The organism is Treponema sp. OMZ 790, assembly GCF_024181285.1.
In the GTDB taxonomy this organism is placed as follows: Bacteria; Spirochaetota; Spirochaetia; order Treponematales; family Treponemataceae; genus Treponema_B.
Genome location: NZ_CP051201.1, coordinates 584,187 through 610,128, shown reverse-complemented (window position 1 = coordinate 610,128; position 25,942 = coordinate 584,187). Strand labels below are relative to the sequence as shown.

The window sequence follows — 25,942 nt, the reverse complement described above, 5'->3', positions numbered from 1 at the left end:
AAACCTTCCAAAAAGTTTTATTTTGTAGAAGGTTTACCTTATTTTAAGGAAAAGAGGGAAAATTGTAAAGTATACCGGAATTTTATCCTTTTACTGCAACAGGATAACCGTTTTCATATGACGTTATTTCTGCAATGCGTTCAGCCGTCAATATTTTTTCTTTTTTCATAATACACCTCTTTTTGCTATTTTAAACACCCCATCAGCTATGCTGTCATAGGAAGAGCGGTGTGTTATCATTAAAATAAGTTTTTGCGTTTTAAGGCGGGATAAAAGAGAGTGTAATGCGAGGTTTGTTTCAGAATCGAGGGCATTTTCAACCTCATCGAATAAGATAACCTCGCCGGTTTGTAAGAGACAGCGGCTTAGGGCAAGACGCTGAATTTGCCCCTGCGAAAGGATATGTTCTTTTCCGCCCAATTGTGTATCAAGCCCCTTATCCAAAGAATCGATAACCTTATTTAATTTTGTTTTTGTCAACACATCGTTTATTGTAAGCGTATCGGCTTTTTTACCGAATAATAGATTTTCTTTTATAGTACCGGAAAAAATAAAAGGATTTTGACTTATATACGAAAGCCTTGAAGCAAGATTACAAAAAATAATCTTACCTTCTAATACCGATTCAGTTTTAAGACTAATATTTCCCGAAATAATATTAAAAAGACTAGTTTTGCCTGAACCGTTCTCTCCCTTAATAAGATAAAGACCTGGGAATTTAAACTCGGTATTTAGATTTTTAAAAAGAAAATTATTTTTTTTATAAGCAAACCTTAAATTTTCTATTTTGATTTTTTTTATGTTTGAAGTATTTTTTTCTTCCTTTACAAGTGAAAAAGAATTTTGCCTTTCATCAAAAATACTTTTTAAGCGCTCTACCGAAACAAAGGAAACTATAATTCCCTTATAAGTTTCGGCACATGAAGAAACAAGGCTTCTAAATTTTTGAGAATACATGAGGGCTGCGGTAATAGTGCCGACGGTGTTTTTTCCTTCAAGGACGGTTAAACCGATAATGGCAAACAAAGAAATGTTTATGGTAAAATTAGTAAAAAAAGAAGAGGAAGAGGACTGCATTCCGATAATCGTAGATTCCTTAACATGTATAAAAATATATTTTAAAATATTTTTAAACTTATAAATAAAAAACTTTTGCGAAGAATTGTTTTTTATCTCCTGTAAACCCCGTATCGTTTCGCTAATATAGGCAGTATATTCATCCTGCCTTTTACGCTGAACCTCATTGACGGCAGCCTGCTTTGTTCCAAAATATTTTGCCAAAAAAACGGGAATAACCGAAACTATGAGCGTAAGACAAAAAATAAATACATCTATTTTAAATAGCCTAAAACCTATTATACCCATCATAATAATGGAGGTAATTATAGAAGGAATTTGAGAAGTATAGATACCCGTCATTATGCCTAAATCGGATAAAAAAAGATTTAAAAGTTTACCCGAATCCTGCTCGGAACTTCCCTTAGGCGGTAAATGTAAGAGGTTTAAATAAAGACGGCTTTCGGTATAAACGGTCATTTTACGCTGAAGCAAAAACTGAAACCAAGAACTTAAAAGCGAAAAAACAAGCCCTGCAATTTGAAAAAGAATAATGATCTTTAAAAAGGAAAAAAAAGCCGTCCTATCTTTTAAGGTTAAAGCATCGATTATCTTCCCTGTAAATAGAGGTTCAAAGGTGGATGCATAATTACCGATAAGAGAAAAACAAAGGAGAAAAAACAAGGCCGAAAAAAACGGCTTTATAAATGAGGCAGCCCAACGGTTTAAATTTTTTTTATTTAACATATGAACACTCCTTATGAATTTATGGAAAAGGAATATAGGTGCATCGTTTATCCAAAGTTTTACCTGTAACCGATTCTATAAAATCATAAGTTTTTTTATCAAAAGTCTTAGGTAAAAGAGATGGAAACCAATTTAAATCAAAAATTTTACACACCTTAATATTGTTTATTTTTGTTTCATTAAGAGGCAAAAAAGAGACAAGAGGATTCATTTTGTATTTTTGATTTAATAGTTTTACCTCATTATTTATAGAAATATATTGTTTCTCAGTGCGGTCAATATAATTTACGGCATTTTCATTTATAAACTCAAAAGTTTTTTTTATTCTTTCAGGTGCTATTGATAAATATGTTTCGGAATAATCCTTGGGTTTACTATCATCTATTTTTATACCGTTGAGGAGACTTAAGTACATTTGATGTAATTCATTTAAGGCTGAAATAATCGCCGTATTTATATTTTTACCTGAACCTAAAGAAACCGCTATTTTGCCTTTTAATTCTCCGATAAAAAAGACAACATAACAGGATTCAAGTAAACTTATTTCATAACATTCAAAATTATTAAAATAAATATTATAGCTGTTATATTTGTGCAAAATATTTTTATCTATCTTATAACTTTTGCCCTTTGAAAGATACCAAAAAATAAAACTTTGCCTTTCCAAAAACTCAAAAAAAGCATTTTCAATACAGTTATACGAACTTACATGGGCTGCACATCCGCAAGAATCAAAAAAAACATTCTTTTGTTTTAGCTCATCAAGTGAAAAAATATGAATAGTATTATCAAGCAAAGAAAAAGAGTAAATATTCTTATTTGAAATATTATTATATTCTATTAACCCGTTTCTTTCATAGGCTTCGCCGATTGCACAAAGAGCAGCTTCATATTTAGTATTTCTTACGGCACCGCCTACGGCAGCTGCATAATAAAGATTTTTATTACAAGCTATAGTTTTTAAATCATTTTTAAATGCTGTTGCACCTATATTAAATGAAAAGCCGTACATATTGAACTCCCTATATTACAGCACATTCTACGGCATTTTTTAACTCTTTTTCAATACCGTAAAGAACGGAAATAATCCTTGTTTTATTTTTCCTTATATTTGAAATTGTAGGAATACAATTAAACATAGTTTTTGATATAGCTTTTATGGTAATTTCTCTTCTACAGCCTGCAATATTTAATAAACCTATTTCAATATCGTCAAAGGGTGCATTTATTACTATTTTTTGTACAGGTTTTAAATTCTCAATGCTTATTTGTTTTACATTACAAAGGGCAAAAAAATACTTATCAAATTTTTTATTGTTTTTAAGATACATAGGTTTAGGTGATAGCTCGTCCATCCATTTTTGCATTAAAGCCTCTTCAACGGCAGAAACAAGGGAGCGCATAACATCTTTATCGCCTGAAATACCCGAACCTATTATCTGCAAATCATCATCTAAAATAAAAACAATTATAGTATGAATATTGCTTATGTTTTGGGTATAAAATATTTTTATATTTTTTTCATTGATTCCGTATTGCAATAAAACGGATTTTACGGCAGGAGTAATTTTTACAAGACTGCATAATTTTTTATACCACATAAGCATGAGTTCATTTTTTTCTAAGAGTTCGCAAATTGCTTTTTCTATTAAGATATTGGAATTCAAACCCGATGCCGTTCCCGTGGTGTCCTTATGACCGTATTTTGAATCATAACCGTAAGTAAGCACATTGCGTTTTACAAGAGTTTTCTTTAATCCGTTAATTAAAATAATTTCAGTTTTTTTATTGCTGCGGTAATTATTTACCATTTTAAAGCGTTCTAAAAATTCGTTATGCAGTTTTCCGAAAATTTCGATTTTATTTTTTCCCGATGAGGTGTTAGAATACGGAAAAATTTTCTTTTTATTTTTTGTTTTTTCAACTTTAAAAACGCCTAAACCAATTATAGGATCATTATTAAAAACCGTTTTATTCATAAAAAAAGATTTTTGATAATAATCAAACATAGGGCATACCCTTTATATTGATTGTAGTGATATAAAGCTGTTTTAATGAATCAATATTAAGATCAAAAGAAGTTTTATTAAAATTCTCTATATTCTCCGTGAATATAAAATCATAGTTATTGCAAAAGGATTTTATTTTTCCTACAGCTTCACCTATTGAAAGGATAGATTTTATAAAAGATGATGTCCCGTATTTATATAAGGAGTTATACAAAGAAGCAAAAAATGAAACGGACATTTGGTATTCGGTATTAAGATTTTTTATTTCGGAATATTTTATAAACTTTTTAAAACTTACATCGTAAGCATAGTTCCCGCTTTCTACAAAATCGGCATTATAAAAGGAAAAGACAGGAAAGTATGAACAATCTTTATTTTGTATATTATTTATAAGGGAGTCCAATTCAACAAATATTTTAGGTAAATTTTCAATAGAATATTCTTTTAAATTAATTTTAGAGTAATTTTCGGTATTGTTTTTTAATAAATTTACATCAATTTCTGTGTCAGCTGATAAGGGTTTTAAAGGATTACTTAATTGATAAAATTTTAATATGGAATTCAATATAAAATTATTATTCATGACAGGGACAAACCTCCCAAGGGATTGCAATATCATAATCGGTTTTGCCCGTTTTCATGTTTAATTGTTTTATAAGCTTTACGGTATAATCATTTAAATCGGTTATGTCGTCTATAATCTCATTTATCAGCCTGATAATTTTAAAATTATCTATAATGCTTTCGGTATTAAAATATGCATTTTTTGTGTATATAAGATCGATAATTGTTTGAAATGAAACATTGCCTGTAAGTTTTGATTGTGCGCGTAAAGAACCTTCCAAATGACTAAAATAACATAAGGGACATGGGTTATACCAATCGGCTTTATAATAATTTGTAAAATAAAAACTATAATTATAATAAAAAACAAATTTATGGATAACATTATTTTCTTTTAAGCAGTTTGCAAGTTTTGTATATAGTTTATAATTAAAGGGATTTAAAACAATATAATGTACAGCTTCCTTATCAAGATTTAAAAATAATTCGGTATTTAGTGTATTTATATCGAAGGTGATAACATCATAGGGAATATTTAATCCCGATAAATTGAATTTTAATGAAGAAGCAATTTCTTTTGAATTAGTAAAAAAATAAAGCCGATTTATCGGCTTAGCCGTAAATTCGTCTTTAATTGCCAATAAATTTTTTAATAAAAAATCTAAACAGGCATCCGCATTATCGCCGTATCGTTCTTTAAGGTCTTCAAGTGTAAAGCTAAGATTGTAATCGTCATCATTACTTGTAAAAAAATCTATTAGATTTGTATCGTTTATAATGCAGGTAGTTTTTTCATTTTGAATGACGGTAATCTCATCATTTTTGTGCATTAGGTAAGGTATCAGTTTGTATTTCATTAAAAGTTTTTCTCCTTTTTAGGTATTTAATAAGTTCAATTATTCCAAAACTTCCGCCTAAAATTATATAAGTAAGTGTTAATATAGTAAAAAAAGGGGTAGTTAAACATTGTCCAAAAGATACAAGACCGTTATGAAGGGAATGCATAATCATCGGTGTCCAAATGGTTCTTGTTTTTTCATAACAGTATGCAAGAGCCATACCGCCCATACTTATCATCATAACAGCATTAAGATCATATCCATACATACTAATATGAAAAAGACCGAATATTACACTTGAAATAATATTAGCTATAAAGACACTCGAATATTTATACTTTAAATTATTATACATATAATATCTGAAAAACAATTCTTCCGCCACAGGTGCAAATATCATTCCACAAATAAGAACATAGTTCCACAAATTCGGATTTCTAAAAACATCATAATATGTTATTCTTCCCATATTTTCTTTAAAAAAATTAAAAGAATATTTTATATCAGGAATAAGTGTATTAAACTGATAATAAATTTCACTTATTGCTAAAACAATCAAAGTATATTTTAAAATTAAAAGAAAATTAGGATTTTTAAATTTAAAATATTCTTTAACGTTAATACGGTTTATTTTAAAACAACAAATAACCCAATACAAGTCTACAATAACTATTATTCCATATAAATATCTTTTTTTTAAATTCAGTATAGACATATCAGGATTTAATATTTGTACCGACTTCCAAAGTATTAAGAATAAGAGGATACTTGAAAGCCACCAAAAATTTAAAAAAGCTTTTTTAATATTGCTATTCATATAAAATACTCCGGTTAATTTAAGATAAAAACTATCTTGAGCAAGTTTTAGTTTATAAAATTATCTACGATTCATCGATAAGATGACCGGAACCGCCTCCAATACAGCAGAAAATTGGGACCCAATTATCTCTACCATCTCTACCACAATCGCAACCACAATTACAACCGCAGGCTCCGAATATTACATCACTAAGTCCCTGTATAGGATTTCCTAGTGAAAAACCAATATCACCATTAGCATCTTTATTTCCTCTATTTCTTCTCATTATTATTCCTCCAAAAGTATTAGTTTGCTCAAGATACTATTATGATAAATATCATAAATATTTATCTTTGTCAACCCTTGACTACAAAAATATCAACAATACTTTAATTTTAAAAGATAATATCTTCTATCTTCAGATCCCAAAATTTACGCAAATTTCAAATTCTTTAAGTTTTTCACATTTAAACATGCCGGCTGAATTATTTTTCAATCTTTATATGGAGAACCTGATTGTACACGATAAAAAGTCTTTCGCATTTTTAGGTATTTTTTTATTTCTTGTATAGCTATTATTATACCGGCAATAAAAATTATAAAATAAATAATTATTAAAAAATAAAAATATACATAATTAAATAAAAAAATAAAAAAATTACTAATTGAATGAACAAAAATAGGAACATAAATATTATTAGTTTTTTCATAACAATAAGCCAATAAAATTCCTACTAAAAACAAAAAGAATGTATTTATTCCAAAACCGTACTTTGGTATGTGTAAAAAAGCAAAAAGTATTGAAGAAATAAGTACAGCAATAAAGGCATTACTTATTTCTTTTAATTTATTATACATAAGCCCTCTATATAGTATTTCTTCAAAAATAGGGCCAAAAATTACAACCTCTATCATCATAAAAGGTTCAAAACGAGGTCTTAGCGATTTTTCTAAAATCAGAATATCATATATAGTAATATTTTTTTTGCCACTTAAAATATCATTAAAATATTTAAAAAAATTAAAAAGAAAAGAATCATCAAATATAAAGTATATTATATAATATATCATTCCAATTGATAATATATAAATCAAACTTTTTACAATAAAAAAGAAATTTATTTTTTTATAAGTAAATATTATTTTTATTTCTTTTAGATACAATAAATACAAAACAATTATAAATAGTAAAGATATTAAAAGATCAACAATTCCATTATATTTACCGAATAAAGCATAATAGCAATTATAAAAATTATTTAATAAAAACTTATGAATATACGAATTTATATAAAAAACAAGAATATACAATATAAAAAGAAAGCACAGTTCTTTTATTACTTTTTTATTCATACATTTATACCCTATAATAAGAACATCGAAGGAAAAATAATATCGCTACAAAATAATTTCCTTAAGTTTATATTTTCCCTCGATGCCTAACTTAAGTCTACCATACAAAATTTCATTTGTCAAACATAAATTTACGAAAATATTAATTTTATTTAACAAATTTTAATGTTTTTCACATTTAAATATACCGATTACATTATTTTTCACTCTCCGATAGAGAATCTGATTGTACAAGATTAAAAGTTTTTCGCATTTTTACGTGTTTAATAAGCTCAATTATCATGATTATAATGGCTATAGTAAAAATGACAAGATACAACAATATTGCAGAATCCTGTTTTAAACATTTAATAATAGTATTAAATCCATTATATATAGCATGTAAACTTATAGATGCCCAAACACTTTCGGTTTTCTCATAACAATATGTAAGTAAAATACCGAGAAACATAAGATAAACAATATCAATATTAATTGTAAAATCTTTAATATGAATAAACGCATATAGGACAGCCGTTATGCCGACAGAAAATTTAATCGATAATATTTTTTTTAATTTATTATAAATAATTTCTCGAAAAAATAACTCTTCAACTATAGGACCTACTATTATTGTGTATAAAATAAAAAAAACTCCAAGATCAATATTAATTTGTGATTTAAACAGTGTTTGATACATCACAATTCTTTTACCCTGCAATGCTTCAAACCAAAATTTAACGGCATTAAAAATAGATACAAGATTATTCCATGAAATAAAAGCTGTTATAAACATAAATGCATATTGAAAAATCAATAATTTTATTATAAGCCTCATATTAAATTTAGAAAATTTTATAACATTTTTTAGTTTTAATTTACAAAGACACAAAATAAGAAGTAAAATAAGACATAAAGATATGCTCATAATAAGGTATGCATAAGATTTATATGTTTCGCTACGGTTTGAGGGATCCGCAAAACCATAATAAGCAATATAAGGAGCATATTTACTTACAAAATATACAAAAAAAAGAAATACAGCATATAAAATTGCGATCTCAAAAATAGGTTTTATATTCTTTTTATCCATAAAATAGTCCTCATATATTTATCTCTCAAGTAGTGTATAGTATAGATAACATACAAAATATAATTTGTCAAGCATAAATGTACGAAAACATCAACTTATTTCTTATTTAACAAATTTTAAGTTTTTTCACATTTAAACATGCCGGTTGCATTATTTTTCAATCTTGAGATGGAGAATCTGATTGTACAAGATTAAAAGTTTTTTTATTTTTTAGGTATTTGATAAGTTCGATTGTCAACATTACAAGAGTTGCGATAAAAAAAATTAAATAAATTAATATACGTAAATTTATTTTAGTTGTAGGTATAAACGTAACATAAGCATTATATGCAGAATGAATAATTATTGATGACCAAACCGTATTTGTTTTTTCATAGCAATAAGTAGTTAAAAGGCCGAGTGAAAGCAAACTTAACATACTTATTTTTAACTCATAATAAGGTATATGTCCGTAAAAAAACAAAACTCCGGTTATAATAATAGCAATTCTAACGGATATAATAGTTTTTAGTTTATGATAGATAACATGTTTATAAAATATTTCTTCGATTATCGGCCCAACAATAATAGTATATGCAATCATAAACCAATTTAGGTCAATTTGCGGTTTAAACAGTGTTTGAGATATTATAATTTTTTTACCTTGTAAAGCCTCAAACCAAAATTTAATACAGCCAAAAATTAAACTTATATCTTTTGAAGAATTAATATTCAATATAAAAGGCATTGCCAGCTGAATAAAAAGCAATTTTATAACAAAACCTAAATTGAATTTAGAAAATTTTATAATATCGTTTAATTTTAACTTGTAAAGATATAAAATAAAAAGCAACATAAAACATAAAGATATACTCATAATAAGGTATGCATAAGATTTATATGTTTCACTACGGTTTGAGGGATCCGCAAAACCATAATAAGCAATATAAGAAGAATATTTACCTACAAAATATACAAAAAACACAACTACAGCATATAAACTTGCGATCTCAAAAATAGGTTTTATATTTTTTTTATCCATAAAATAGTCCTCATATATTTATCTCTCAAGTAGTGTATAGTATAGGTAACATACAAAATATAATTTGTCAAGTATAAATTTACGAAAACATCAACTTGTTTAATAAATTTTAATTTTTTTCACGTTTAAATATGCCGACTTCCAGGCTTTAGTCTCCAATCTTCAATTTTAACTTTTCAAGTTCTTTTTCTTTTATTTGAGTTTCATCATCAAGATTTTTATTGCTGTTTTCAAGTTCCAAGCGTTTTGCCTTGATTTCTTTTAATTCGCCTTCGATATAGTCTTCCAACGACATAGTAGTTCCGTCCAAGCCGGAATCAAATCTGATTTCTTTTTTTAGAGGGCTTAAAATAAGTTTTATAAAATTTTCGGCCAGTTTTAAAACGGCAGCATTCATAAAATTCGTTTCAAGGCCCTGACTTAAACGGGTTTGGTATTCTTGTTCACATAGATCTGCATATTGATTTGCCTTTTTTACCTCGGATTGACCGTTTAAAATGCTATAGGTTTTAATATTATTTTTTATATCGACCCGTCTTATTTCAGAAACTTCTTTTATGTGCTTATTTTTACTTGCACCCAAAAACTTAGGCTGAATGTCTTTTATCCAAAGAATATTCGGAAAATCTTTTGATACGGTAATTTTAATTTTTTTTAAATCGACACCGAATTTTGCATCTATATCGTGAGTTAAAACGACGAGCCCTTCATCATAGTATTGATCTGCTTTTAATCCCATTCCCGTTGAAATACCGCTTAACCGGTTTCGATACAAATTGGTCTGTTTTAAATTTGCTTCCAGTAATCCCAGCTCCAATATTTCCTTAAAGCTCTGCATGTTCAATTGTGTATTTTGTAAAACCCTCAAGCTGTCTTCTAAACCGCTTATTTCGATGGATTGTTTTTGCATATTTATTTTATTGTCAAGAATTTCTTTTTCTTTTTCTTTTAGTTCTTGATTTGCAGCAAGAAGTTTTATCTGAGCTTTGCGCGCCTCAATTTCGGCAAGCTGACTGTCAGTTACCTCATTTACTACTTTTTTATTTACAAAAGAATTAAAAGCTGTCATCAGCGGAATCATTAAAATACAGGATACGACGGTAGACAATACTATTGCAAGCACTGCACTGATTCTTTTTAATTTTGTACTTGCAATAAAAAGCACGAGAACAATGCCGACGATACATGCAGCCATAACAAAAAGCGACATAGTCATACTGACCTTGTCCTGAACTCTATAAAAAAACATCGATACACTCATCAAAAAGTTTTCCATAAATTTTACCTATTTATCTTTTCTGAACAGCCTATAAAACAATAACAGAATATTATACCAAAGATAACCGAAAAAGGTAAATATTCTAAAAGGATTTTTGATAACGGGAACTATAAAATCCCATCCCGAATTAAAAAGCTTTTCGGAAGGACGTTTTTTAAATTTAGAAAAAATATCGATCAAGTTTGCATAGCGGATAAAAATACCTGAATTAAAATGCTCTTTGTTGCGGTAAATCCATTTTCGTCCGCCCGGGATTCCTTTGCTGACGATAACAATCGAAGGTTCTGCCTTTGAAATAGCAGAAATAATATGAGGCTCCATAGATTTGTGATAGTAACCTGCAAAGCGGCCGACAAGTTTCAGCCCGGGAAAGGTGCTTCTGACATTTTTTTCGGCAATGAGAAGGCTTTCCTGCCGTCCGCCGAAAAGATAGAGGCTTTTATAGTGAGAATCTATTACGTTTAAAAAATCGATAACTACCGAAAACTGCTGCCGTCTTACAGGCACATCTTTTTTTAAAAAACGGGCTCCGCGTATCAAGCTTTTTGAAACCGGCAAACAAAGAGCCGCTTCTTCAACCATGTTTCTAAACTCCCCGTTACAGCGGGCTCGAAGCACATCCCAAATGGTCATAAATATAACCTGTTGCGGCCCTTTTTTATTTAAAAGAGACATCACGGTTTCTTCAATATCTTCTTCATGTAAAACATCAAGCGGAACATTTAAAAATTTAATTCTTTTTACAGCCACCTTTTTCCTCCATTACAACTTGAGCCGCCGCAATCGAATAAATTGCAGCCGTTTCGGCACGGAGCACATTTGTATTAAAATGCACTTCTTCAAATTTATGTTCTTTTAAAAATTCAATTTCTTTAGGACTTATACCGCCTTCACAGCCTATAGCAAGTACTATCGCCTCGGTCTTCTCCGATAAGCAGTCAAAAAGGCTCAAGAAGTTAGCCTTTTTTTCACTCAGCATTATAAAAGCGGTTTCTTTTTTTGCCGTATAATCCAAAACCTCATCCAAGGCCGTCTTCAGTTCTTGGGCAGGAAGAATCTTGGTATTTACAAGAGAACCTGACTGCTGTCTTGCTTCTCTTATAATACGTTCCCGCCTTTCAGTTTGATTTATATTTTCTTTTTTTATAACGGAAAATTCCCCTAAAACCGGAACTATCAAAAAAACTCCCGTTTCTGCAGCCTGCCTCACAGCGATATCCATGTGATTGCCTTTTATAAGCCATTGCATCAAAATAATTTCCGCACGAGGCTTATAAAGACTTGAACCTAACCCCGCTTCTTCTTTTAAAATTTTAAGCTCTATATATTTTTTTTCGGTATTAATCTTTAAAACTTCAGCAGAGGCAGGTTCAATTCCATTTAAAGAAACGGTTAAAACCTGCCCCTCTTTAATTCTCCGCACGGAAACAAGATAGTTATAATCTTTTTTGTCAAGACGGATTATATCCCGGCCCGGCTCTGCGGAAACAATCAGCTGCTTCATTATTTTTTATCTTCAGCTTTTGCTTTTTCTTCTTCCTGCATTTCAAAAAGAGTCTTTACCGTTTTACAAAGGGCATTTACATCCTTTGTCTTTAAAAGCTCGATTGCCGCTTGAAGCTGCTCGTCATCTTCATCTATCACTGGAGTTTCATGAGAGCGGTAGTATTCAACCTTTACAAGACGCAAAATCAACTCAGGCCTTACATTATATTCTTTTCCGAGTTTTTTGGAAAAATCCAGCATTTCGGCTTTTGTTAAAGAACTCTTACTCCTCGTAAAATCTGCAATTTTAGAAGTTTTTAAAAGCTCAAGCACGCTCTTTTCTTCATCCGGTGTAAAATTGGGTCTTACCACTTCCAAGTCTGGAAGGATTCCTTGCTTATCGATATTCGCTCCGCTTGGAGAATAGTAGCGGGCTATTGTTAACTTCACAAGTTCTTTTTCGGTAAGCTGAACTATACTCTGCACAAGGCCCTTACCGTATGAACGGGTACCTACAAGATAAGCCCTCTTATGATCCTTTAATGCACCTGCAATAATCTCGGAAGCACTGGCGGAGCCTTCATTTATAAGAACGACTATGGGCATTTCTTTAGGAACTTTTTTTACAAATCGGCGAACCTTATGGGTTTCACTGGTGCCGCGGGCTCGTCCCTTTGTTGAAACCACAATCCCCGAATCCAAAAAAATACTTGCAACATCAATAGAGCTTGTAATCAAACCGCCCGGATTGTTTTTTAAATCAAAAATAAGCTTTGTGCAGCCTTCTTTTTGCAGTTTTTCTATAGCCTCGGTGATACGCTTTGCCGAATTTGGATTAAACTCTATCAAGCGGATATAAGCAATATCTTTTCCGATTTTTGTATATTTTATGGTCGGAACTTCTATTAAAGCCCGTTTAATAGTAAGATCAAATTTAAGATTTTTTCCCCTAAGAATTTTTATCGTAACCTCGGTACCTTCTTTTCCTCGGAGCATGTTTAAAACATCTTCTTGAGTTATATCTTCGGTTTTCACTCCGTCTATTTCGATAATATAATCTCCGGGCTGTAAACCTGCTCTCCAGCCGGGGGTGCCTTCAATCGGACTTGCTATTTCTACATAGGCAGGCCTTTCAGGAGTGGATATGTTTGATTTTGTAATATGCACGCCTATACCGCAAAAGACACCGCTGGTAGTATCTTCCAAATCATGCCCTACTGTAGTATCTTTAAAAATATATGAGGTATACGGATCTTCAAGGGAATTCAACATCCCTTCCATAGCTCCCTTGTATAAAACGGCGGGATCTATCTCATCCACATAATTTTCTTGAAGAAGTTTATATACGGATTCAAGATATTTTAAATTTGTATCAATATTTCCCGTAGATGAATCAGTATTGGATGTTGCAGGAGCCCTTTGCGGCATAAAAAAAATAGCCGCCAACAGAAGAGTTAAAAAGATAATAGTATTTATCCAGGTTATTCTTTTATTCATCATTCTATTTTGAACTATATTGTGAATTTGTCAATAGGGTAAAAAATTTTTGTCTTCCTATAAATTTGTCAACAGTTCTATAAGCTCATTCCAATCCTTAATTTTGGTAAATTCAAAATCGGGAGAAATGTGACTTTCGTTGTCGTAGGGACAGGCCAAGCTGCTTGTAAACAAAACAGGCTTTATACCTAGAGCGGCCGGGCCTATGATATCGGCCCTCGGATTATCCCCGCAATACCAAACCTCATCTGCAGAAAGATTTGCTTTTTTTAAGGCAGCTTCAAAAAGAACGGAATCGGGCTTTCTAAAGCCGTACTCGCTTGAAGCTATTATAAATTCGAATTTGTTTTGGGGAAGATATTTATTGATTCTGGCAGTAAGGGCTTCCCCTGAAAAAGCAATATTGCTTATTACGCCGGTTCTTATATTTTTGCTTTCCAAAAAGAGCAAGAGTTTTTCAATATCGGGCATAGCCCAACACGGCGCCAGAGCCTCCCAAAAAAGAAGCTCCAGTTCCGTGTAAGAAAGTTTAAATTCTATATTAAGACTTTGAAAAAGGCAATTATAAAAACTATGAGTGTGCATTTCCAAATCGTTTTGCAAAGCCCTCGATTTTATCTTTTCAAAAATAGCCATACCTTTTTCGTAAAAAGAAGCAAAGCTTATTTTATCGGGGTTTTTATGAATTTGAGCATAGAGGGCTTTATAAGCCCTTTCTAAATCAAGCTCTTTTTCATAAATAAGAGTATTCCCGTAATCGAAGATAATCATCTTAGGGCTTTTCATAATTTACCTTTCTAGCTTTCGGTAAACGCCCCTGTGCGGGGTATCGGCATCCTTGCCGTACTTTTCTCTTCTCCATTCGGCGTATTCCGTCCAGTTGCCGTCAAACCATACGACTTCGCCGTCAGCCTCGAAGGCTAGAATATGGGAGCAAACCCTGTCCAAGAACCAGCGGTCGTGGCTTATAACAAGGACTGAGCCAGCAAAACTTTCTAAGGCTTCTTCCAAGGCGCGCAGGGTGGTAACGTCCAAATCGTTTGTAGGCTCGTCGAGCATTAAAACGTTTCCGCCCTCTTTTAGCATCATAGCCAAATTAAGCCTGTTCCTTTCTCCGCCTGAAAGTACGCCTACCTTGCGGGATTGATCCTGCCCCGAAAAGTTAAACCAAGAGCAGTATGCCCTTGAGTTTACCTCGCGTACACCTGAAGAACCGTCGGCAGCTCCAAGCTTTATAATATCGAGCCCGTCTGAAAGCTGCTCCCAAACGGTTTTATTGGGATCAAGCTTTTCCCTTGTCTGGTCTACATAGCAAAGTTTTACGGACTCCCCTATCTTGATTTCGCCCTCATCGGGCTTTACGATCTGCCTTTTTTGATCGGCGCCTTCAGGGGTTTCAAAACCGGCAGCCCCGACTATCATCTTAAAGAGGGTTGTCTTACCTGCACCGTTCGGGCCTATGATGCCGACTATGGCTCCCGCAGGAACGGAAAAATTAAGCTTATCGAAGAGGATTCTGTCGCCGTAATGCTTTGCAGCGTTTTTAACATCTATAACCAAATTCCCCAGTCTCGGCCCCGGCGGAATGGTAATTTGAGAATCCTTTATTTTTTCCTTTGAGCCTTGGGCTAAAAGTTTTTCGTACTCGTTGATACGGGCCTTGCTCTTGGCATGTCTTCCCTTGGGGCTCATGCCTATCCATTCGAGCTCCCGTTTTAAAGCCTTTTGGCGTTCGGTTTCTCCCTTTTCTTCAAGGGCAAGTCTTTTTTGCTTTTGGTCGAGCCAGCTCGAATAGTTTCCCTTCCACGGGATACCCTCTCCGCGGTCAAGCTCCAAGATCCAGCCTGCAACATTATCCAAAAAGTAGCGGTCGTGGGTTACACAGATAATTGTTCCTGCATATTGATGAAGATGGCGTTCAAGCCATGCGACAGTTTCGGCATCCAGGTGGTTGGTCGGTTCGTCCAATAAAAGAATATCGGGCTTTTGAAGAAGGAGCCTGCAAAGGGCAACGCGTCTTTTTTCTCCACCGGAAAGAACATCGATTACCTGATCGGCGGGCGGACAGCGCAGGGCTTCCATTGCAAGGTCGAGGCGGCTGTCCAAATTCCAAGCGTCAGTCGCATCGAGTTTTTCCTGCACCTTGGCCTGCTTTTCCATGAGCTTATCCATATCCGCATCAGGGTCTCCGAAGGCCTCGTTTATCTTGTCGAACTCCGCAAGGAGGTCTACCAATTCCTGAACACCCTCGGAAACGACCTCTCGAACCGTCTTGCCGCTTTGAAGCTGAGGTTCCTGTTCAAGATAGCCTATCGTGTAGCCGGGTGCCGAAGAAACCTCGCCCGTATAATCCCCGTCAATGCCTGCCATAATGCGCAAGAGGCTTGACTTACCCGAGCCGTTAGAACCTATAACGCCTATTTTTGCACCGTAAAAGTAAGAAAGGCTTATGTCCTTTAAAACCTGTTTTGTTCCATGGGTTCTTGAAACCCTATCCATCGTGTAAATAATCTTTTTATCGTCTACTGTCTTTGCCATGAGCTTAAGTCTATCAAAGAACAGCTAAAAAAGCAAGGGGAAGGGGAAAAGCCTCCAATTAAATTAAAGACCTTTCCTTATATTCCGAAAATAAAATAGAGTTGTAGTTTTTTTAATAGTTTAAGAGGGGAAAAAAGATGCTTCATAAGATTGTTTTTCAAGATAACTTGTTTCAGATAACCAGAATGTTGGATGTAATAAAGGAAGGGCTTAGCTTAGACCTTTCGGACAGTATTTTTGCAGAAAAGACGATAAGGGATATTTTATTTTTTGATGCAGCCCTTCAAAAACTTTTTAGCCAAATAGAACCGCAATCACACTTGCCCGACTACATTGATACAATGAGCTGCCTTTATTTTTGTATCAAAAAATATATGACCATATTAAAAATAATACTTACAGAAAAAATCGGAAGCGAATCCGCTTTCACTACCGAAAAAATCAGGCTTGAAGGTATTTACAAAAAACACCAGGATTTTCTCGGTAAAATAAATATAGATATTTCAGATACGAATTTTCAAAATGAAACCTATAACATCGTTTCCCAAAATGAACTTTCAGAGTTGTTGAATTTCAGATAATTCTATGTTATAATCATCTTTATGAGAATAACCGGAGGCAGTTTAAAGAACAGGCAAGTCGAATGCCCTAAGGGAATAATCCGCCCTGCGATGGACAGGATGAGAGAATCCATTTTTTCGATACTTGGAGACCTTTCAGGTCTTTCTTTTTTGGATCTTTTTACAGGCTCAGGAATCTGCGGCTTGGAAGCCTACTCGCGCGGAGCCTACCCTGTCTGCCTTGTCGAAAAGGATGCAGATAAATTTCCCGTCTTATTAAAAAATGTTTCAATAGCCGATAAAAAACTGGAATGCAAGAGGATGCCCGCAGAAACATTTATAAAACGCTCAAAGGAATCCTTTGACATTATTTACCTCGACCCTCCCTTCCCCTATAAATTTCACATAGAACTTCTCGAAAAAATAGAAGAATCAAAAATATTAAAAGAAGGAGGCCTTGTTATGATGCACAGGCCCTCAGAAAAGGCAATGCCTGAAACAATAGGCTCTTTGACAAAGACCGATGAAAGGATATACGGAAGATCAATTGTGGATTTTTATCGTAAAGAAGTTCTAGATTTATAATCCTTACAAAAAGTTTTTATGGAGGAAAATCGATAAACATTTCGGCTTGAAATACAAGCCTTCATGTTTATCTTCGAGTTTTGTGCTTCGCACAAAACATCGGTTATTGTATGCGCTTTGTAAACAAACCGCGTGAAAAAACTTTTTTCAGGATTTGATAATCCTTACAAAAAGTTTTTATGGAGGAAAGATGTTTAAGTTAAAAGAAAATTTTTTACTTGGGGTTGCTACGGCTTCTACACAGATTGAGGGAGGAAGGGTAAATTCCAACTGGAACGATTTTTGTGACCGCAAGATGACCAATGACGGCTCAGATGTTGCCCGTGCAAATATGCACTACGAAAAGTTTGAAGAGGATACCAAGCTTTTAAAAAAGATGGGTATTCAAACTTACCGCATGTCTCTTGAATGGGCCCGCATTGAACCTGAAAAGGGTAAATTCAATATGGAAGCTCTTGAGCACTATAAGGCAGAATTAAACCTTTTACAAAAAGCAGGTATCAAGCCTCTCATAAGCCTATACCACTTCAGCCATCCTATGTGGTTTGAAAATTCGGGAGGCTTTACAAAGAAAGAAAATGTTAAAGTATTCTTAAAATATGTAGAAATTTGCATAAGAGAACTCGGCAGCCTTTGCAGCGGCTATGTTACAATAAACGAACCCAATGTCTATGCCGTGCAGTCTTTCTTTTTAGGCCTTTGGCCGCCCGAAAAAAAATCGATTACAAAAACTATAAAGGTTATGAACATCCTCATAGCCGCACACTGCAAGGCCTACGATTTAATCCATGAAATACGCAAAGAAAAAGGCCTTACGGACACAAGGGTAAGCTTTGCCCACCACATGCAGGCCTTCCATCCCAAGGATAAAAATAAAAAAACCGACCAAAAATCGGCAAAAAGAATAAGCAAACTTTTCCAAGACGGAATTATGGAAGCATGTTTTAAGGGCGAGTTTTCATTTCCATTTAAAAATATCCTAAATATAAAAAAGAAAAATTATGTTGACTTTATAGCCATCAACTATTATTCGAGGCAGGCTGTAAGAGGCTTTTCTTACAAGGCCTTTGAAAACACTCCTAAAAACGACCTAGGCTGGGATATTTATCCCTTGGGCCTAATCGAGTGCGCTCAAGCCTGTTATAACTGCATCCCCCTTCCGATAGTTATAAGCGAAAACGGAACCTGTGACAATAAGGATGAGTTTAGATGCCGCTATATCTATGATCACCTAAAACTTATAAGCGAATCTCCCCTCCCCTTTGAAGCCTATTATCATTGGTGCTTTATCGATAACTTCGAGTGGAAAGAAGGAGAATCCGCCCGTTTCGGCCTCGTGCACTGCAATTACGAAACTCAAGAAAGGACTATCAAAAAAAGCGGAGAATTCTACAGCGAAATGATCAAAAAAAGAGGAGTCGATAAATCGATGATGGAAAAATATATTGAACCTTGTAAGTATAACGTAAGGTAATGAAGCACAATGCCTAGACTTGACAGTCTGTTGTTTTTAAACTACAATATAGATATGCGAACGATAAAAAAAACTGAAGTATTTGACACATGCTTTCAAAACTAAAAGACGAAAAAGGAAAAGCCAAAATTACCGACAGGATAATGCGCCTAAAAAGAGGAAATAAAGGAGATCATCGCATAATTGATAAAGATATCTACGAGCTGCGTATACACTTTGGTCCGGGTTATAGAATATACTGCACAGACAAGAATAACGAAATTATTTTGTTATTGATCGCAGGAGATAAATCGAGCCAATTAAAAGACATTAAGAAAGCTCAACAAATGATAAAGCTATTAGAACAAGGAGATACAAAATGAAAATTACCGACTTTGATCCGGCTGATTATTTAAATACAAAGGAAGCAATGATAGAATACCTAAATGAAGCTCTTAAAACCTCTATCGAAGACAACTCCCCCGAACACTTTACAGAGGCACTCGGAGATGTAACACGAGCCCAGGGATTTACAAATGTTGCAAAATATACCGATTTAAACCGAGAGCATTTGTACCGTTCCTTATCAAAGAAAGGCAATCCTACATTTTCGACAATACTAAAACTCTTAAACTTCTTAGGCTTGGAAATAAACATAATAGATCCGCAAACGGCAAAGCCGGCATACTGCTAATTTATAAGAACTAAAAACATACATAGTTTTGCTGTTTACTTCCCTCGATTTTTTCTCAAAAATGAAAGTTTTGTTTCGGAGATTATAATTGCAACAAAGATGCAGGAACACCCCAGGGCTAAGGCAAATGTAAATTTTTCGTCGGTAAGCATTATCGAAAGAAAGATGCTGAACACCGATTCAAGAGAAAAAATAAGGGCAGCTGTAGCCGGGGGTGTATTCCTTTGTCCTACAGCTTGAAGCAATACACAGAGAGCCGTACAAAGAACAGTCAGATAAACCAAAGTGAAAACAGATTGATAGTTCCAAATTGTGCCCGAATTATCTTCAAACAAAAGAGAAAAGATAAGGGCGTAACTTCCTGCAAAGGCAAATTGAACAATAGTTATAAGAGCCGCATCTAGTTTTTCCATAAATTTAGGAAGAAGAACTATATACACCGCAAATATAAAGCTGCTTATAATAGAAAGAACATCACCCCAATTTACCCCGTTTGAACTTTCCAAAATCAAATCCGGCATCGAAATTGCAAGAATTCCTGCAAAACAGAGAAAGGCAGCAAAAACATTGAACTTGTCAGGCTTCCTTTTTAAAACCACGGCATTTACAAAAGGAACAAGAACACAATAGGTAGCCACCAAAAAAGAACTTCTGCCGGGAAGCCCTCCCGCGGTAGTAATGGCAACCGCCTGCAAGGAATAGCCTACAAACATAATTAAGCCTAAAACAAATCCGGCTTTTAAATAACGCCTGTCAATTTTTTTAAGCCGTCTAAAAAAGACAGCACAAAGGATGAGACAGGCAGGCAAAAAACGGCAAGCCAATAAAAAATTCGGCTTAAAAAAATCATTGGTACTGCTGACTGCAACAAAGGTACTTCCCCACAAAAGGGTTGCCGAAAAAAGGGCAAGGCGTGACAAGATTTTGGTACGCCGGCATACAAAAACTTCGGTACGGCTTTCGGCCTCTACTTCACAAGACATAAGAATCCTTAAAAATAAATTAATTTAAAATCAATACTCAAATGACAGAGAAAAATCCAACCCTAATTTAGGTTTTTCCCAAGGTTTATTACCCAGTTCTTTCAAAAAGGCAGCAAAATCCAGTTGAAAATAGGTAAAATCAAGTTTACATCCGAAATGAGGGTAACACTCATTCATTCCCAGCCTAAAGCTCAAAACCTTATGAAAGACCATTTCGGTTCCCACAGCTAGATTCAGCACAGGGTTTCTTTTTCTGTTAAAAATCGGCTCGAGAATATTTTGATAATCAAGGTAAAACGACCATGAAGAAACGGTAGTCCACATATCATCAAAGACAGGCATTGAGCCTATACCTATGCTCAAATTCGGTAAAAGAGTTTTATATTTCGTTTTACCTGCCGTCCTTGCTTTTTTATAATCTGAAAAATTATTATACGGGGTTAAAAAAACGGGAGTGTAAGCATCCCTGCATGTAAGTCCTAAAAAAAAGTAGTTATCATACTTATATAAAAAGCCGGCATCCAAGCCAAGCCCGCTGGCCAAGACTATATTTAAATCCTTGAACCCTGAATTTACTGCTAAAGTCATATCGGCCTTGCTTTTATTCAAAGCATAAGAAAAAGTTTGGAAAAAGCCCTTCATCTGAAAACCAAGAGCAACCTTGTTTACATCATCGTCATAAACGCAGATGCCGTAGCCTCCGGTTACCAAAAGCTCTTCTCCTATTAAAAGTTTACGCATTATATTATTTTCTACATCAGCATGAATAACAGATCTATTAAATAAACCTACCGCAAAATTTCTATCGGCTAAGCTGACAGCTAAAGGACCTGTGACAGAAAAGTCAACATATTTACCATTGTTCGTATAAAGATAATCAGCGAAGGCTGCTATTTTTTTGGATCCGATGATAGAAATTAATCCGCCGAAACTGTCCTCATTTGAGCTTAAAGAGATTTTCCCGGCAGACCAGCGTTTGGTTAAAAACGGAAATATGGCAGGATTTGTAAACAAGGTATCTGTTCCGGCCTGATAAGTTGTAAAAGGAGCACCCAAGCCGCTTATCCGAGGAGAAACAACCAACGGAGTGATAGGCTCCGGCATGGAAATCTGCGCAAAACAAGACAAACCAACCATAATACAAAAAAACAAAAACGCAATTATTTTCTTCACTTTTACCTCCGCTCCGCTTACCTACTATAGAATACTTAGCATGTTTAATTTTATCATAAAATACATTAATCCGCAAGATATGCAATTCCATCTTTTACTATAACAAAAAGGCCTTCTCCGCTCTTATAGTTTTCGGTTTTTTTGTTCATTTTTAAAGGAAGAGTTAAATAATTTTCGGTTACAATCCTCAAATTATCATTTTTTTGAGGTTTTTCCATAACTCCGAAAAAAACTTTCCCGCTGCAAGAAGCCAAATATTCTTGATAGTTTTTTTCGCTCAAGGCCGAAAGCAGCGAAGCCCTTCTCCCGGCCTCTCTTTCAGGAACCTTAGGCTTCATCGAATACGCCGTTGTTCCGGGACGGGCCGAAAACGGAAAAACATGAATTCCCGGAATCTTCAACTCCTCGCACATCTTAAAGGTTTGTAAAAAATCTTCTTCCGTCTCGGAAGGAAAACCCGTAATAATATCGCATCCTATAAAAGGATTATCCTTTGCTTTGCGTAAATTATCTACAGCCCTTCTTATGTCGGCCTCCCTATAGGGCCTATTCATGGCTTTTAAAATTTTATCGCTTCCCGACTGCACTGAAAGATGAAAATGCGGACAGATTCTTGCGTTTTCTATGATTTTAAGAACATTTTCATCGATGCATTCGGGATACATACTGGAGATGCGAATTCTTATCTGCTTTGTATTTTCTAAAAGCATTGCCAAAAGGCTTGCAAAGCCCCCATAGGTTTTATCCTTATATTGGGATAGGTTTACACCCGACAAAACAACCTCTGAAGCTCCGTTTTTTTCTATTTGGATTATCCGCCGGACTGCTTCTTCGGCAGGAAGAGAAACGGAAAGCCCGCGGGCAAGCCTTATTCTGCAATAAGCACAAGCATTATTACACCCGTCTTGAACCTTTAAACTGGCCCTCGAATGAAAAAAGAAAACGGGAGAGCTCAGCTTAAACATTGCCTTTCTTCTTTCAGTTTCCTTTACCAAAAAAGGTTTATCCGATTTGGTTTCTTTTGAATATATTTTGTTTCTAAATATAAGAAGATTTTCTTTAAGATTAAAAACTTCGTCTTTTATATTTTTATTTTTAAGACAGATCTCTTTTAAAAATTGAGCTAAACCGTCGAGTTCATCTTTTTTTTTGCCCGAAAAAGCTATAACCCTTTCATCTATTTTTTCGACAGCATCGGCTTCAAGCTCAGCATAGCAGCCTGTAACAAGGATTACAGCCTCGCCGTGTTCCTTTAATAAAAGGCGGATAAGTCTACGCGCTTTTTGCTCAGCCTTTCCAGTAACTGTGCAGGTATTTACTATACAAAGTTTTACAGGCAAAACCGAAAGCTCCGTTTCTTTTGAAAAAACATCAAACCCGCATTCAGCAAAGCGGAAAGCAAGAGCTTCCGATTCCACTTGATTTAAGCGGCAGCCCAGCGTTTCTATTCTAACCGAAAAAAAATTACCCATAGATTAAAAACGCTGCAATACCCTTTCACGCCCTTTTTGTGCGTCAATGAGATTTTTGTTTAAACTCAGAGCCTTGTTGTAGGCTTCAAGAGAATAGCGGTATTCTTTTATCTGCTCTCTTGCATAACCCAAACGAACCCACCAAAGGCTGTTAAAGGAATCAAGGGTGACGGCTACCGAAAAAGAAATATCTGCATGTCTGTACTTTGCCATTCTTAAATATATTTCGCCCATAAAATAATAAGAGGAAGAAATACGCACCCCGTTCGGAGCATAAGAAATATAATCTTGAAAAAGTTTAAGAGCTTCGGAATTTTTACCCAAATGATAACATGCTTCTGCCTGAGTCGCGATGAGCCGCGGATCGCTTTGTGCAATTTTACGCCCTGCCGCGCTCATATCATAGGTTTTTTGATATTTACCGTCAGCCAAAAGAGCCCAAGTCATTACAACATAGCTGTCCAAATTATTAGGAGTCTGTTTGATTTCGGCTTCGCATACGGCAACAGCTTCAGCATAACGGCCGTTTTTATATAAGACAAGGGCATCCGGTTTATTTTGAGCAAAAAGATAAGATGCAGAAAATATAAAAAAAATCAGAGTAAATTTAGATACGGAACCAATTTTTTTCTTTTTACCTTCCAATTTGACTATCCTTTGTCATGGTACAAATACCGTTAAATACGCAGCCGCTTTCGAGGACAACTTCAGGAGCCGTAACATCGCCTATAAGTTTTCCGCAAGAAAAAACATGCACCATAGTGTCGGCTAAAACATTGCCTTCGACAGAGCCTTTTATTACAACACGGTCAGCCCTGATATTGGCTTTTACGGTAGAATTTTCATCAATGGTTACATCGCTTGTAGAGACCAAAAAGCCTTCAACATTCCCTTTAATCATAAACGGCTTTTTGCATTCTATCTTGCCGCTAAAATAGATATCTTGGGCCAGAACCGTATCGTAATCTTCTTCATCCAAATCCAATAGATTAACTTTTTCTATTTCTGCCATTACTCATCCTTTTTTTGAGAGTCTCCCTTCATTGAGGGAGCCTTTTCGGTTTTTTGCATAATTATATAACCGAAACCGAATAAAAGAGAAACTCCTAGAGCCGGAAGCACCCAAGGAAATCCTATACCTTCAAAGGGGAGACTTTTTAATACATTAATTGTGGTATTAAAACTCAACCCCACTTGATCCATTGCAGGGAAGGCTTCAAGTTTAATAAGCAAATTATTGATAAGCTCTTGAGCTGCGACCCAGCCTTGGAGAATACTTATTGAAAGAGTACCGATTACTGCACCATGAAAGAAATATTTGTTCGGTATAAATTCTGAAAATAAATTTAAAACTATTAAAACAATTGCCACAGGATAGATAACTTCAAGAATCGGACCTGCAATCGAGATGATATTATCTACACCGAAGTTTGAAAGGAAAAAGCTTACAACACAGATAATAATGACTGTTGCACGATAGCTTATATCATCCTTAAATCTTTCAGAAAAATATTCTCCGGCAGTAGCTGTCAAACCTATTGAGGTAGTCAAACATGCCAAACCTATGGCTAAACCTAAAACTATTTGACCTCCCCTTCCCCATAACAGTTGACTGGACTGAACTACAATTTCAGTTCGTGAAAGATTATCCGGTAAAACTGCACTTCCTGTAGCCCCTACATAAACAAGGCCGCCGTAAACGAGACCTAAACCTATACAGGCAATGAGTCCCGTCCATATGGTCATCTTTAAAAGCGATTTTTTATCAGTGTAGCCTTTTGCATTGATACTTGAAATAACTATGGTGGCCAATATCATGGAGCCTAAGGCATCCATAGTTTGGTAACCTTCTTTAAACCCTCTCAAAAATATCTTGTCAACAGAAGGCTCTGAGGGTCTGCCGATAGGAGTAACAATGCCCTTTATAACCAAAAGCCCCAGCACAATTATCAATGCAGGAGTCAAAAACTTTCCCACCCTGTCTATAACATTATTGGGTGTTAAAACAAAGAAAAGGGTAATCGCAAAGAATATGAAGGACGATAAAACAGAGCTTATTCCGAAGTTCGGCCTAATCGCTATCTCATAGGTGGTAGCAGCAGTTCTCGGAATAGCAAAAAGAGGACCTATTATAAGCATAACAAAGATGATAAAGAAGGTTCCGAATAGTTGATTTATGTTTTTGGTAAAGTTGGAAAGATGACCGTCACATTTCCCCATAGATATTATACCCAAAACCGGCATACCTACACCGGTTACCAAAAAGCCTAAAAGGGAAAAAATCCAGTCCTTTCCCGACAAATGTCCCAAAGTAGGAGGAAATATCAGGTTTCCGGCTCCTAAAAACATGGCGAATAAAGCAAAACCTATAACAATAATATCGTTGGTCTTTTTGCTCATAAATTGTTCCCATCCTTAAAATTAAATTCAAGTTACACCAAAAGAATAACGGAAAAGATTATATCATTCTTTAAAGAAAAGAAAAAGGGGGGCCGCTTAAAATCGGACATCCGTGTCCGATTTTAAGCTTAGAGTTTTGCTTGACAGCAAAACTCTCGAAGCATGGAACCACCGGCATCCGTGCCGGTTATTGAATCGAACATCCATGCACATTTTTCATCTTAGAGTTTTAGACTTTCGTCTAAAACTCTCGAAGCCGGAACCACCGGCATCCGTGTCCGATTTTCAGCTTAGAACTTCATACTTAAAAGTGTCTTATTTTGAGGCTGGAAACAGTATGAATAACGCTGCCGAGTGTTAAAT

27 protein-coding genes are annotated in these 25,942 nt (G+C 34.5%); 5 read left to right on the top strand and 22 right to left on the bottom strand.

The features are described 5' to 3' along the window. Positions 1-165 precede the first annotated feature (165 nt). From E4O01_RS02830 to ettA, 16 genes are all read right to left on the bottom strand, one after another. Positions 166-1,803, bottom strand: a complete 1,638-nt coding sequence (locus tag E4O01_RS02830) for an ABC transporter transmembrane domain-containing protein (RefSeq protein ID WP_253694184.1) — start codon at positions 1,801-1,803, stop codon at positions 166-168. 19 nt (positions 1,804-1,822) lie between these two features. Continuing rightward, positions 1,823-2,815, bottom strand: coding sequence for a YcaO-like family protein (locus tag E4O01_RS02825; RefSeq protein WP_253694182.1), 993 nt, complete (start codon positions 2,813-2,815; stop codon positions 1,823-1,825). Between the two features lie 10 nt (positions 2,816-2,825). Further along, the gene (locus E4O01_RS02820; protein WP_253694180.1) at positions 2,826-3,812 is read right to left on the bottom strand and encodes a hypothetical protein; all 987 of its coding nucleotides are present in this window, start codon (positions 3,810-3,812) and stop codon (positions 2,826-2,828) included. Continuing rightward, the gene (locus tag E4O01_RS02815) at positions 3,805-4,395 is read right to left on the bottom strand and encodes a hypothetical protein (RefSeq protein ID WP_253694178.1); all 591 of its coding nucleotides are present in this window, start codon (positions 4,393-4,395) and stop codon (positions 3,805-3,807) included. Before E4O01_RS02815 ends, E4O01_RS02820 begins: the two co-directional genes overlap by 8 nt. After that, positions 4,388-5,233, bottom strand: coding sequence for an McbB family protein (locus tag E4O01_RS02810; protein WP_253694176.1), 846 nt, complete (start codon positions 5,231-5,233; stop codon positions 4,388-4,390). Before E4O01_RS02810 ends, E4O01_RS02815 begins: the two co-directional genes overlap by 8 nt. Continuing rightward, entirely contained in the window at positions 5,193-6,032 is an 840-nt protein-coding gene (locus E4O01_RS02805) for a CPBP family intramembrane glutamic endopeptidase (RefSeq protein WP_253694174.1), read from the bottom strand. The genes E4O01_RS02810 and E4O01_RS02805 overlap by 41 nt, the downstream gene beginning before the upstream one ends. Before the next feature lie 64 nt (positions 6,033-6,096). Further along, complete coding sequence (locus tag E4O01_RS02800) at positions 6,097-6,300, bottom strand: hypothetical protein (RefSeq protein WP_253694172.1); 204 nt, start codon at positions 6,298-6,300, stop codon at positions 6,097-6,099. A gap of 206 nt (positions 6,301-6,506) precedes the next feature. Then, on the bottom strand, positions 6,507-7,367 hold the full coding sequence (locus E4O01_RS02795) for a CPBP family intramembrane glutamic endopeptidase (protein ID WP_253694170.1): 861 nt from the start codon (positions 7,365-7,367) through the stop codon (positions 6,507-6,509). A gap of 196 nt (positions 7,368-7,563) precedes the next feature. Beyond that, positions 7,564-8,439, bottom strand: coding sequence for a CPBP family intramembrane glutamic endopeptidase (locus E4O01_RS02790; RefSeq protein WP_253694168.1), 876 nt, complete (start codon positions 8,437-8,439; stop codon positions 7,564-7,566). A gap of 157 nt (positions 8,440-8,596) precedes the next feature. Further along, positions 8,597-9,460, bottom strand: coding sequence for a CPBP family intramembrane glutamic endopeptidase (locus E4O01_RS02785; protein ID WP_253694167.1), 864 nt, complete (start codon positions 9,458-9,460; stop codon positions 8,597-8,599). A gap of 148 nt (positions 9,461-9,608) precedes the next feature. After that, positions 9,609-10,736: a hypothetical protein gene (locus E4O01_RS02780; RefSeq protein ID WP_253719316.1), complete on the bottom strand. Its 1,128-nt coding sequence runs from the start codon at positions 10,734-10,736 to the stop codon at positions 9,609-9,611. Positions 10,737-10,745: 9 nt separating this feature from the next. After that, positions 10,746-11,489 (bottom strand): WecB/TagA/CpsF family glycosyltransferase, encoded by a 744-nt coding sequence (locus E4O01_RS02775; RefSeq protein WP_253694163.1) that lies wholly within the window; start codon positions 11,487-11,489, stop codon positions 10,746-10,748. Further along, positions 11,470-12,243, bottom strand: coding sequence for an RsmE family RNA methyltransferase (locus tag E4O01_RS02770; RefSeq protein ID WP_253694161.1), 774 nt, complete (start codon positions 12,241-12,243; stop codon positions 11,470-11,472). Before E4O01_RS02770 ends, E4O01_RS02775 begins: the two co-directional genes overlap by 20 nt. Further along, on the bottom strand, positions 12,243-13,721 hold the full coding sequence (locus tag E4O01_RS02765) for a S41 family peptidase (RefSeq protein WP_253719315.1): 1,479 nt from the start codon (positions 13,719-13,721) through the stop codon (positions 12,243-12,245). Before E4O01_RS02765 ends, E4O01_RS02770 begins: the two co-directional genes overlap by 1 nt. Positions 13,722-13,778: 57 nt before the next feature. Further along, entirely contained in the window at positions 13,779-14,507 is a 729-nt protein-coding gene (locus E4O01_RS02760) for an HAD family hydrolase (RefSeq protein ID WP_253694157.1), read from the bottom strand. A gap of 3 nt (positions 14,508-14,510) precedes the next feature. Next, positions 14,511-16,259 (bottom strand): energy-dependent translational throttle protein EttA, encoded by a 1,749-nt coding sequence (gene ettA, locus E4O01_RS02755; RefSeq protein WP_253694155.1) that lies wholly within the window; start codon positions 16,257-16,259, stop codon positions 14,511-14,513. Positions 16,260-16,396: 137 nt separating this feature from the next. Here ettA and E4O01_RS02750 point away from each other — a divergent pair, with 137 nt between their 5' ends. The 5 genes from E4O01_RS02750 (at position 16,397) to E4O01_RS02730 (ending at position 19,551) form a co-directional block, all read left to right on the top strand. After that, complete coding sequence (locus E4O01_RS02750) at positions 16,397-16,840, top strand: hypothetical protein (RefSeq protein ID WP_253694154.1); 444 nt, start codon at positions 16,397-16,399, stop codon at positions 16,838-16,840. Between the two features lie 21 nt (positions 16,841-16,861). Continuing rightward, on the top strand, positions 16,862-17,404 hold the full coding sequence (gene rsmD / locus E4O01_RS02745; protein WP_253694152.1) for a 16S rRNA (guanine(966)-N(2))-methyltransferase RsmD: 543 nt from the start codon (positions 16,862-16,864) through the stop codon (positions 17,402-17,404). Between the two features lie 190 nt (positions 17,405-17,594). After that, positions 17,595-18,878 carry a glycoside hydrolase family 1 protein gene (locus tag E4O01_RS02740; protein ID WP_253694150.1) on the top strand — a complete coding sequence of 428 codons (1,284 nt, stop codon included), beginning with the start codon at positions 17,595-17,597 and terminating at the stop codon, positions 18,876-18,878. Between the two features lie 89 nt (positions 18,879-18,967). After that, complete coding sequence (locus E4O01_RS02735) at positions 18,968-19,240, top strand: type II toxin-antitoxin system RelE/ParE family toxin (RefSeq protein WP_253694149.1); 273 nt, start codon at positions 18,968-18,970, stop codon at positions 19,238-19,240. Then, a complete protein-coding gene (locus E4O01_RS02730) occupies positions 19,237-19,551 on the top strand; it encodes an addiction module antidote protein (protein ID WP_253694147.1) in 315 nt (104 codons plus the stop codon). The genes E4O01_RS02735 and E4O01_RS02730 overlap by 4 nt, the downstream gene beginning before the upstream one ends. A gap of 35 nt (positions 19,552-19,586) precedes the next feature. Here the strand turns inward: E4O01_RS02730 and E4O01_RS02725 are convergent, their stop codons facing one another. The 6 genes from E4O01_RS02725 to brnQ all read right to left on the bottom strand — a co-directional run bounded on the left by E4O01_RS02725 (position 19,587) and on the right by brnQ (position 25,579). Then, positions 19,587-20,534, bottom strand: a complete 948-nt coding sequence (locus E4O01_RS02725; RefSeq protein WP_253694145.1) for a DMT family transporter — start codon at positions 20,532-20,534, stop codon at positions 19,587-19,589. A gap of 30 nt (positions 20,535-20,564) precedes the next feature. Beyond that, positions 20,565-21,707: a hypothetical protein gene (locus tag E4O01_RS02720; RefSeq protein WP_253694143.1), complete on the bottom strand. Its 1,143-nt coding sequence runs from the start codon at positions 21,705-21,707 to the stop codon at positions 20,565-20,567. Between the two features lie 65 nt (positions 21,708-21,772). Beyond that, positions 21,773-23,179 carry a tRNA (N(6)-L-threonylcarbamoyladenosine(37)-C(2))-methylthiotransferase MtaB gene (mtaB, locus tag E4O01_RS02715; RefSeq protein ID WP_253694141.1) on the bottom strand — a complete coding sequence of 469 codons (1,407 nt, stop codon included), beginning with the start codon at positions 23,177-23,179 and terminating at the stop codon, positions 21,773-21,775. 3 nt (positions 23,180-23,182) lie between these two features. Continuing rightward, the gene (locus E4O01_RS02710) at positions 23,183-23,824 is read right to left on the bottom strand and encodes a tetratricopeptide repeat protein (protein ID WP_253694139.1); all 642 of its coding nucleotides are present in this window, start codon (positions 23,822-23,824) and stop codon (positions 23,183-23,185) included. After that, positions 23,814-24,191, bottom strand: coding sequence for a bactofilin family protein (locus E4O01_RS02705; RefSeq protein WP_253694137.1), 378 nt, complete (start codon positions 24,189-24,191; stop codon positions 23,814-23,816). Before E4O01_RS02705 ends, E4O01_RS02710 begins: the two co-directional genes overlap by 11 nt. Further along, on the bottom strand, positions 24,191-25,579 hold the full coding sequence (brnQ, locus tag E4O01_RS02700; protein ID WP_253694135.1) for a branched-chain amino acid transport system II carrier protein: 1,389 nt from the start codon (positions 25,577-25,579) through the stop codon (positions 24,191-24,193). Before brnQ ends, E4O01_RS02705 begins: the two co-directional genes overlap by 1 nt. Between the last annotated feature and the right edge of the window lie 363 nt (positions 25,580-25,942).